Raw genomic sequence first — 11407 nt, 5'->3', positions numbered from 1 at the left:
CATGAAAAAGATATTTTTAATATTATCCGCTATAGGTTTATTCACTTTTACAAGCTGTGATGACTATTTGGATCAACAATCTCCAGATGAACTTACATCAGATAATTTCTGGAGAAATAAAGCTGATGCCGAATCGGCTTTGGCGTCAACTTATTCACAATTAGAATGCGCTGTTGACGAATGGGCTTTCGCCGAAGTAAAATGGCCAGTCGAAGCATATCGTGAAGACATAAATGAATTAGGAAGCGATGCCTTGAACTACCAAAACTGGGTTGAACTTTCTACTTTTACATACACAAACGGAAACAGCCAATTTACTAGCTATTGGAGAATTAACTATAGAGGAATTAGTAATGCCAATCAGGTTATTGATAAATTACCACAAGTTCCTGCAGCAAAAATAAGCGATGAAGACCGCAAGCAAATTGAGGCAGAAGCTCGTTTTTTACGTGCATATTACCACATGAAGCTGATTTTAAACTGGGATCAGATCTATATCAGAAATAAATATGTTACAAAAGAAAGTGATTTAAACATTCCGTTGTCAAGCCGTGCAGAAGCTTGGGATTTTATTACGAGCGAATTTAAAGCTGTAGCAGCTGTTTTACCCGCAAAACAATCTGCAGATAAAACAGGACGTGCAACAAGTGGCGCAGCAAATAGTTATTTAGGATTTGCATATTTGACAAGATCTTATGAAGAAACAGCCCAAAAACAAGCTTTCCTAAATGAAGCGCTTACGGCATTTAGCAAAGTGCAAGGTTATGAGTTAGTTAAAGATTACGTTTCTATGTTTGACGGAACAATGAAGAATACTAAAGAATCGATTTTTGAACTTCAGTTTTCAGAAACTACAGCAAACGGAGCATTCTACCGCAATGCACTTCACTACTGGATGGCAGCGGCTGAGCTTGGCGGATGGGACGAAATTCTACCAAGTCCAATGCTTGTAAATGAATTCAAAAAAGAAGGAAAAATTGCGACAACAGGAAACTATGATTCACGTTTTTATAGCACAATTTTCTTCAAAGATCCATATTTTAATGATGCTAATAATCCATTGGTATTAGGAACAACATACGATGATAAATTTGGAGATAGAGACAAACCAGTTTATCGTAAATTTATTCCAAGCACACAAGAAAAAATGGATCAGGAATTTACAGCAATTAACATTCCTTTAATGCGATATTCAAATGTATTGTTGATGCAGGCTGAAGCTTTAAATGAATTGGGTCGTCCAGCAGAAGCAATTCCGTATATCAATAAAGTTCGCGCTAGAGCAGATATGCCTGCAATGACAGGAACAAGTGGTGTTGAGGTAAAAGCGCAAATCGAGCACGAAAGAATTTTAGAATTCCCTCTTGAAAATTTCCGTTTTTACGATTTACGCCGTTGGGGAAAAACAAAACAAGCTCTTGATGCAGTTGGACGCACAGGTTTCGACGCAGCAAAGAATAACTTTTACCCAATTCCATTGACAGAATTGCAAACGAATTAATTCTCTCAAAATGATTTAAATATTTAAAAAGAATAGCCTATATTTCTTGGCTATTCTTTTTATCTAAAGATATTGGTCTGCTCAGTAAAATGGGTTGACCTATAGCTATATAACAACACAACACAAAAAATGACACAACATGAGCAAAAAGAAAATACTTTTTATTCTTTCATCCCTCTTTCTAATACAATCAGGTTGGTCTCAAAAAAGCTTTCCAAACTTAGAATTTGCTAAAAATAGCATTAATTATAAAGGAAATCTGACAAACGCAACCGACAGAAAACCATTGGCGTTCTCTGATAAAGGAGCTTGGTTTGCATTTGGATTTTTAGAAGGTTCAAATGTTCAAGCAGGATTTTCAGGACCTTTTTTGATGACAGAACAAAACGGAGTTTGGATAAGTCCATCATTTGTTTCGCTTGAGCTAAAAGACGAAAACAAGCAAGATATCATCAACTGGAAAAATTCATTGGTTGCGCAAAACAGTTTCAATAGCCATTTAGAACAGCAGTTTAAAAATGAGAAATTAGAAGTAAAACAGCAATTGGTGTTTTTATCAGGCCATTCGGCTTTGCAAAAAACAAGCATTACAAATAAAAGCACAAAATCAATCACTATTTTTCCTTCTTATAATGCGTCTCTTTTTTTAGATGATTTACAATTGTCTAATGAAAAAAACACTTTAAAAATTGTTTCTACAAAAAGCACTGCTGTAGGATATATTCAGTTTTTAAAATCAAATCCTGAATTTGAAATTACCAAACAGGGATTCAAAGCACAGACAGAAAAATTGGTTTTAAAACCAAATGAAACCAAAGAAATTATTGTTTCGCAAAGTTTTATTTTTCCACAGTATTCTTGGAAAACAGAAAATGAAACGATACAAAAAACGGTATTTACTACGCTGTTAAACAACACACAAAAAGAAAAAGAAAAACTATTAGCAGAGTTAATTGCCAAAAAGAAAAACATTTACAAAGATCAGATCTATTCAGATTTTGCAGCAAAATTGGTGCTGACTTTACAAAACAATACAAGAATTGCAGCGGAAGGATTAAAACACGGAGGTCTTTTCCCGAGTTATAATTACGAGTGGTTTCACGGTTTTTGGGCTTGGGACAGCTGGAAACATGCCGTTGCAGTAGCTAATTATGATACCGAATTAGCCAAAAATCAAATGCGTGCTTTGTTCGATTATCAGGATCCAAATGGTTTTATTCCAGATTGTATTTACAGAAATAATCTTCTTGAAGAAAACAATTACAGAAATACAAAAGCACCACTTGCAGCTTGGGCAATCTGGAAGATTTATGAAAAAACGAAAGATGCTGATTTCATAAAAGAGTTTTATCCAAAGCTTAAATTATATCACAATTGGTGGTACAAAGAACGCGATCATGATCAGGATGGTTTATGCGAATTTGGCTCAACAGATGGCACTGTAATCGCCGCAAAATGGGAAAGCGGAATGGATAATGCTGTTCGTTTTGATGATAGCAAAATCTTGAAAAACGGCGAAAAAGCGTATTCGTTAGATCAGGAAAGTGTTGATTTAAATTCGTTTTTATTTGCAGAGAAAAATTATCTCAGCAAAATGGCGACAGTTTTAAAATTAAGTGAAGAAGCAAAAAAATGGATAGACGAAAGTGATGCATTAAAGCAGAAAATTCAAAAGCAATTTTGGGATGAAGCGACAGGCTGGTTTTATGACACGACAATTGACGGCAAAACATTGATAAAAGCGATGGGATGCGAAGGATATTGTCCGATTTGGGCAGAAGTTGCTACTGCAGAACAAGCCAAATCTGCAAAAAACAATATGATTGATCCAGCTAGTCTGAACACTTTTGTGCCTTTGCCAACATTGGCGGCAAATCATCCAAAATTTAAGCCTGATAACGGATATTGGAGAGGGCCAATTTGGCTTGATCAAAGTTATTTTGGCATCAACGGATTAGAAAAATACGGTTACACAAAAGAAGCAAATGAACTGGCGCATAAACTGATGCATAATGCCGAAGGTGCTTTGGATAAAGGCACTACCATAAGAGAAAACTATCAGCCATTAAACGGAAAAGGATTAGAAGCGTTTAACTTCAGCTGGTCGGCTTCACATTATTTAATGCTACTTTTAGAAGATAAATAATTTGAATTTAATTATTCAATTTAATAACGAATACAACAACTAAATATGTTTAACCACAATATATCTTTCACAAAAATAATAACGGCAGGATTGTTTATTGCAGGCTGCCATTCAACGCCTGTTTTTGCTCAAAATAAGAAAAACTCAGTTGCAGAAAATAAAGATCCGCAGCGATTTTTCTCCAAACCTGATTTAATGCAGATTGGAGTTTATTATTATCCTGAGCAATGGCCAAGAGAACAATGGGAACGTGATTTAAAAAATATTAAAAAACTAGGTTTTGAGTTTACGCACTTTGCTGAATTTGCGTGGACTTTTATGGAACCAGAAGAAGGAAAATACGATTTCAAATGGTTGGATGATGCATTGGCAATTGCTGAGAAACAAGGTTTGAAAGTAATCATGTGCACACCAACGCCAACGCCACCAGCATGGATGGGAGAAAAATATCCTGAAATTTATTTGGTTGATGCAAGCGGAAGACGCAGAGAACACGGGAACAGAGCCAACCAGTCTGTTTCTAATGAAAAGTACAGAGAATTTGTAGCCAAAATTGTTACCGAATTAGGAAAAAGATACGGCAATAATAAAAACGTTATTGGTTGGCAGGTTGATAACGAACCGGGAGCGCCGGATGACTTTAGTCCATCAGCACAAAAAGGATTTCAAAAATGGCTGAAAGCGAAATATGGAACAATCGAAAAATTAAATACGGAATGGGTAGCCAGTTTCTGGAGCATCAGATACAATAATTTTGAGCAGATTGCGATTCCAAATGCAGAGATTTATTTTGAAGATAAATTAAGTCCGCACGCTATTCTAGATTTTAAAAGATTTACAGCAGATTCTCAAGCAGAATATTTGAATTTGCAAGCTGAAATACTTCGAAAATATATCGATCCGAAACAATGGATTACGACAAATTATACCAATGTGGTTTATGGTGCTGATCCGAGAAGAACAGATAAAATGGATTTTGCAACTTATACGATGTATCCTGTAAGCGGAAGAAATCAATTAGGAGGACAAAATTTCAGAATGGGACATCCTAATAAAATTTCGGAAGCCAATGATTATTATAGATCTATAAATGGTGTTACAGGAGTAATGGAAATGCAGCCTGGACAAGTAAATTGGGCAAGCATTAATCCACAGTTATTGCCAGGAACTGTCCACATGTGGATTTCTCAGGCTTTTGGTGGAGGCTGTTCTTTTACTTGTACATATAGATATAGACATCCGCTTGGAAGCAGCGAAATGTATCATGACGGAATTGTTGGAACTGATGGCGTGACTTTAACTACTGGAGGAAAAGAGTTTGTTCAATCAATCGATGACATGAAACTGCTTCGTAAAGAATACAATCCGAAAGCAGTCATTCCGCAAGAAATAGCAAAAAGAAAGACTGGGTTTTTATGGAGCCACGAGAATCTGTGGGATTTGGAAAATCAGAAGCAAACTGAGTTTTGGAGTACTTGGAGACATAGAAATACCTATACTTCGGCAGTAAAATCAACGGGTGCGCCAATGGATTTTATTACAGAAGAAAGCGATTTTTCGGATTATCCGTTTATTGTTGCTCCAGCGTATCAATTAGTTGATCAGAAACTGGTAGACAAATGGACGAAATATGTTGAAAATGGCGGAAATTTAATTCTTTCATGCCGTACAGGACAGAAAGATAAAAATGGTCATTTCTTCGAAGCAAATTGGAGCGGACCAATTGTACCTTTAATCGGTGCAGATGTTGAGTTTTTTGATATGTTGGTTGAAGATGTAAACGGAACCATAACTGCAGGAAACAATACCTATAAGTGGAATGTTTGGGCTGATGTTTTAAATCCGAAACAAGGAACTGAAGTTTTAGCTTCTTATGCCGATCAGTTTTACAAAGGCAAAGCGGCTGCGATTACGAGAAAATTAGGAAAAGGAACCGTTACTTATATTGGAGCTGAAAGTAAAGATGGGAATCTGGAGAGACAAGTGGTAAGAACGGTATATGAACGTGCAAAAGTTGCTATTCAAGATTTGCCAAAAGGGGTTTATGTAGAATGGCGTGATGGTTTTTATGTGGGTGTAAATTATACAAATGAAACGATAAACTTGCCAATTCCTGCTGGAAGTAAAATATTAGTTGGAAAAAATCCATTAGAACCAGCTCAAGCTGTTATTTGGAAATAGAATAGAATAAAGTTTGCCACGAATTGCACGAATTTACACGAATTAAGAGAAAACATTTAAAAAAATTAGTGAAAATTGGTGTAATTCGTGGCTAAAAAAAAAAGAAAAAACAATTTAATTGAATACAATGACTTTTTCAGAAACAGTTATTCAGGACTTAGTAAAAGAACATTACGGTTTAAATGTAACCGTAAAAGCATTAAATGGATATGATGAATTGAATTTTCTTTTATCTGATGATAAGAATGAAAAGTACATTCTAAAAGTATCAAATGAGAGCCATTCATTTCCATTTTTAGAAGCGCAGGCTGCCATTATGAGGCATCTTGCCAAAAGTGATATTTCTGATTGTTTTCAGCATTTCTGTCTAAATACAAAAGGAGAGGAGCTGACTCAGATTATAACAGATTCGCAAATCTATTATATTCGAATTCTCAACTTTCTGGAAGGCATTTTTTGGGTGGATGAAAAGAACAAAAACAGTCAACTGCATTACAATTTAGGTTCGTTTTTAGGTAATATGGATGCTGACCTGGCGAATTTTTCTCATCCGGCAATGCATCGCAATTATACGTGGGATATTAGCCACGCAAGCGAAGCTGGAGATAATTTAAAGTATATTTTAAATCACGAAAGAAGACGTATAGCTGGATATTTTTTATTGCAGTTTGATACAGAAGTATTACCGCAGTTGCACCGACTGAGACACGCTTATATTCACAATGACGCCAACGATTACAATGTTTTGGTAAAAGACAATCGCATTAGCGGATTGATCGATTTTGGAGACATGGTATATACCGCTTTAATCAACAATCTAGCGATTGCTTGTGTTTATGCGATGCTTGATGAAGAAGATCCGTTGGCTGTAGCAACAGAAATTGTCAAAGGATATCATAATTCGTATGCGCTTACCGAACAAGAATTAGATCTATTGTATTATCTCATTGCAGGAAGACTTTGCATCAGTGTGACACAATCTGCTTATAATGCATCGTTGGATAGTGACAATGAACATCATTTTGTCACTGAAAAACCAGCTTGGGATTTGTTGTACAAACTGATAAAAATAAACCCTATAAAAGCACAAGATGAATTTAGAAAAGCATGTGGTTTTGACGGGTTAATAAATAATGATGATTATTCGGAACTTCTTGAAATTAGAAAACAAAAAATAGGAAGAAATTTAAGCATTGGCTACAAAGACAAATTAAAAATTGTAAAAGGAGCTTTGCAATATTTATACGATGACAAAGGAAGAACTTTTGTTGACTGTGTAAATAATCCTTCGCATGTTGGACATTGCCATCCAGTTGTGGTTAGAAAAATGCAGTATCAAATAGCGACTTTGAATACGAATACAAGATACTTAAATGATGCTATAACCGATTATGCAGAGAAACTGACAGCAACTTTACCCGAAAAACTAAGTGTCTGCTATTTTGTAAATTCAGGAAGTGAGGCCAATGATTTGGCTATTCGTATGAGTCGTCATTTTACCAAACAAAAAGATATTATTGTACTCGATCATGCTTATCACGGAACTTCGACTGTAGCGATGGAAATGAGTCCGTATAAATTTGACAGCAAAGGCGGTTCTGGACAAATGCCTTGGATTCATAAAGCAATTAACCCAGATTTGTATCGCGGGCCTTATAAATATGGAGATGCAGCAGCAGGAGAAAAATATGCTGAAGATGTACAGCGAATTATCGAAGATTTAAAAAAAGAAGATAAAGCACCTGCCGTTTTTATTTGCGAAACCTTATTAGGAGTTGGCGGTCAAATTCCGTTGCCAGAAAACTACTTAAAGAATGTCTACGAATCTGTTCGTGCAGCAGGAGGAGTTTGTATTGCAGATGAAGTTCAGGTTGGATTTGGAAGAATTGGAGATCATTTCTGGGGATTCGAATTGCAAAATGTAGTGCCAGATATTGTTGTCTTAGGAAAACCAATTGGAAACGGGCATCCACTTGCTGCTGTAATTGTAACCGAGGAGATTGCTGAATCTTTCAATAATGGCTTGGAATACTTCAATACTTTTGGAGGAAATCCTGTTTCAATGACAACAGGATTGGCAGTTTTAGATGTTATTCAAGAAGAAGAAATGCAAAAGCATGCTCTAGAGACTGGAAATTACTTGATGGATGGATTAAAAGGTTTAATGGCTAAATATCCTATCATTAGTGATGTTCGCGGGCATGGTTTGTTTATTGGTGCAGAAATGGTAAAAGACAGAATTACCATGGAACCTGCGATTCCTGAGATTGATATTGTAGTTGAAAAACTGAAAACCAAAGGTTATTTGTTAAGTACAGACGGACCTCTGCATAATGTTTTAAAAATAAAACCGCCAATGCCATTTAATAAACAAAATGCTGATGAAATGGTTGAGTTGCTAGATATTGCATTAAGCGAATTATAAAACCTTTCCATTAAAATAAAAAGTCTTTCGTTGCAATAGACGGAAGCTTTCATTAGTTCTACACAACGATTTAAGCAAACCAAAATTAGCGACAGCTTTTCTCTTTTATCATTTTTGGTAGAAGTGGATTTGTATACAATAAAGCAAAAAAATGAATGATAATAAACTTGTCAATTTAGAAAAGCAATTAGAAGGAAAATTATTTTACGATCATACCATGCGTCTGCTGTACGCAACAGACGCAAGCGCTTACAAAGAAATGCCTTTGGCTGTAGCTGTTCCGAAAACTAAAGAAGATATCCAAAAAATTATTGCTTTTGCAAAAGAAAACAACAGCAGTATCATTCCTCGTGCCGCTGGAACTTCACTTGCAGGGCAAGTCGTTGGAAACGGAATTGTGGTTGATATTTCGCAAGAATTTACCAAAATTATTTCGGTAAATCAGGAAGAAAAATCGGTTTGGGTAGAACCAGGAGTTATTCGTGATGAACTGAATCTTCATTTAAAACCGTATAAACTTTTTTTTGGTCCAGAGACTTCAACCAGTAATCGCTGCATGATTGGCGGAATGGTGGGAAATAATGCCTGTGGAGCAAGATCTGTTGTTTATGGATCAACCCGCGAACATGTGCTCGAAATACAAGGTTTTTTAGCAGATGGAAACGAAGTTGTTTTTGGTTCTCTGACTAATTCCGAATTTGAAGATAAATGCAATGGGATTAATGTTGTAAGTCCGCTAGAACAGGCTATTTATGTTCAAGCTAAAGAAATACTATCATCTGAACATAACCGAAATTTATTTGAAGCCAATTTTCCTAAAAAATCAATTCCGAGAAGAAATACAGGATATGCGCTAGATTTATTATCAGACAGCAGTCCGTTTGATGATTCTGCTGAAAAGTTCAATTTCTGTAAACTAATTGCAGGATCTGAGGGAACATTATTTTTTTCTACAGCAATCAAACTAAATTTGGTTGATGCCTTAAAACCTTATTCGGCTTTGGTTTGTGTGCATTTTGAAAGTATTCATGAATCTTTAAAAGCCAATATTGAAGCACTGAAGTTTAATCCGGATAGTGTAGAATTAATTGACCATTATATTCTGGAATGCACGAAAGAAAATATTGAACAAAGCAAGAATCGCTTTTTTGTAAATGGTGATCCTCAAGCTATTTTGGCGGTAGAATTTTTGAGAGATTCACAAGAAGAAATTGACAGCATTGCCAGAGGAATGGAAGCTTTAATGCGTTCTAAAAACCTTGGTTATCATTTCCCGATTGTTTATGGCGAAGACACCAATAAAGTCTGGGCATTAAGAAAAGCAGGATTAGGTTTATTGTCTAATATTCCGGGTGATGCCAAAGCAGTTGCTGTAATAGAAGATACAGCAGTTGACGTAAATGATCTGCCTGATTTTATTGAAGATTTTAATGCCATTTTAAAAGAGAGAAATCTGAACTGTGTGCATTATGCGCATGCTGCTACGGGTGAATTGCATTTGCGTCCGATCATAGATTTAAAAACTCATGAAGGAAAAGCACTTTTTAGAACTATTGCAACCGACATTGCGCATTTGGTCAAAAAGTACAAAGGCTCGTTGAGCGGAGAACATGGTGACGGAAGACTACGCGGAGAATTTATTCCGCTCATGCTGGGAAATGAAATTTATGAGTTATTTGTTCAGATAAAAAAAGTTTGGGATCCTTGGGGTGTTTTTAATCCTGGGAAAATCGTGAATACGCCTCCTATGGATACAAGTCTGCGATATACAGCAGGGCAGGAGACACCAATGCCTGAAACGTATTTCGATTTCTCAGAACACAACGGAATTCTTCGTGCAGCGGAAATGTGCAACGGTTCTGGCGATTGCAGAAAAACAGAGAAAAGCGGTGGTACAATGTGTCCGAGTTATATGGCTACTCGAGATGAAAAACATACCACTCGAGCACGTGCAAATATGCTCAGAGAAACCATTACAAACTCATCAAAAACCAATAAGTTTGATGATGAAAATCTGTTGGAGGTTTTGGATTTATGTTTAAGCTGTAAAGGCTGTAAGTCGGAATGTCCTTCTAATGTGGATATGGCAAAATTGAAAGCCGAAACTCTACAGCAATATCATGATAAAAATGGAGTAAAATTTAGATCTAAACTAATTGGAAATACGCCAAAAATTAATCAGCTGTTTGCCTCAGCTCCGTGGTTGTATAATTTATCTGCTAAAGGAATTATTGGAAATTGGATTAAAAAAGGAACTGGTTTTGCCACAGAAAGACAATTGCCTTTAATGCACAAGATTACTTTTGCAAAATGGATAAAAAACTACAGTCAAATAGGTGATTTTAGAAACGGAAATGTCTATTTGTATAATGACGAGTTTCTGAACTATTATGATGTTGAAATAGGGCAGACGGCGGTAAAACTTTTAAATAGATTAGGTTATAAAGTTCTAATTCCTAAAATTGGAATTAGCGGAAGAACGTATCTTTCTAAAGGAATGCTGAAAGAAGCACGAGAGATTGCAGAACAGAATATTAGAATTTTTGAAACCGAAATTCCAAACGATGGTATTTTAATCGGAATTGAGCCTTCGGCAATACTTTCATTTCGTGATGAATATCCTGATTTGTGTCGTGGTGATTTGAAAGTAAAAGCAAAAAAAGTAGCAACTAAAACTTTTTTGATTGAAGAATTCTTGGCTAAAGAGTTGGATGCAGGAAAAATTACGTCAGATAGCTTTACAGACCAAAGAGAAAGAGTTCGTATGCATGGGCATTGTTTTCAGAAAAGCTTATCGTCTTTAGTGCCACTTAAAAAGATACTTTCACTGCCTAAGAATTATACTGTTTTAAATATTCCAAGTGGCTGTTGCGGTATGGCAGGTTCTTTCGGTTATGAAAAAGAACATTATGATATTTCGATGAAAATTGGAGAACTGGTTTTGTTTCCGACAATTAGGGCAGAAGAAAGCGCCACATTAATTTCTGCTTCAGGAACTAGTTGTAGACATCAAATTGCTGATGGTACAGGAAGAAAAGCGCAACATCCGGTTGAAATATTATTTGAGGCTTTGAAATAAATATCGTTGTGGATATTCGTTGTGTAGACGCACTGCGGTGCGTCTCTACAGATATGCTTTGTGTATAAATTAATC

General features: G+C 35.9%; 5 protein-coding genes. All 5 read left to right on the top strand.

Annotation, left to right across the window (positions count from 1 at the left end; all coding sequences use genetic code 11):
• Position 1: 1 nt before the first annotated feature.
• The 5 genes from AC5ZCW_RS18690 (at position 2) to AC5ZCW_RS18670 (ending at position 11332) form a co-directional block, all read left to right on the top strand.
• Positions 2-1501: a RagB/SusD family nutrient uptake outer membrane protein gene (locus AC5ZCW_RS18690; RefSeq protein WP_496121212.1), complete on the top strand. Its 1500-nt coding sequence runs from the start codon at positions 2-4 to the stop codon at positions 1499-1501.
• 139 nt (positions 1502-1640) lie between these two features.
• Positions 1641-3647, top strand: a complete 2007-nt coding sequence (locus tag AC5ZCW_RS18685) for an MGH1-like glycoside hydrolase domain-containing protein (RefSeq protein WP_496121211.1) — start codon at positions 1641-1643, stop codon at positions 3645-3647.
• Between the two features lie 45 nt (positions 3648-3692).
• Positions 3693-5828: a beta-galactosidase gene (locus AC5ZCW_RS18680; protein ID WP_496121210.1), complete on the top strand. Its 2136-nt coding sequence runs from the start codon at positions 3693-3695 to the stop codon at positions 5826-5828.
• 127 nt (positions 5829-5955) lie between these two features.
• Entirely contained in the window at positions 5956-8253 is a 2298-nt protein-coding gene (locus AC5ZCW_RS18675; protein WP_496121209.1) for an aminotransferase class III-fold pyridoxal phosphate-dependent enzyme, read from the top strand.
• Between the two features lie 151 nt (positions 8254-8404).
• Positions 8405-11332, top strand: a complete 2928-nt coding sequence (locus tag AC5ZCW_RS18670) for an FAD-binding and (Fe-S)-binding domain-containing protein (RefSeq protein WP_496121208.1) — start codon at positions 8405-8407, stop codon at positions 11330-11332.
• The last annotated feature ends 75 nt before the right edge of the window (positions 11333-11407 follow it).

It is taken from the genome of Flavobacterium sp. PLA-DH12, from assembly GCF_059511845.1.
This window is presented reverse-complemented; position numbering and strand designations above follow the sequence as displayed.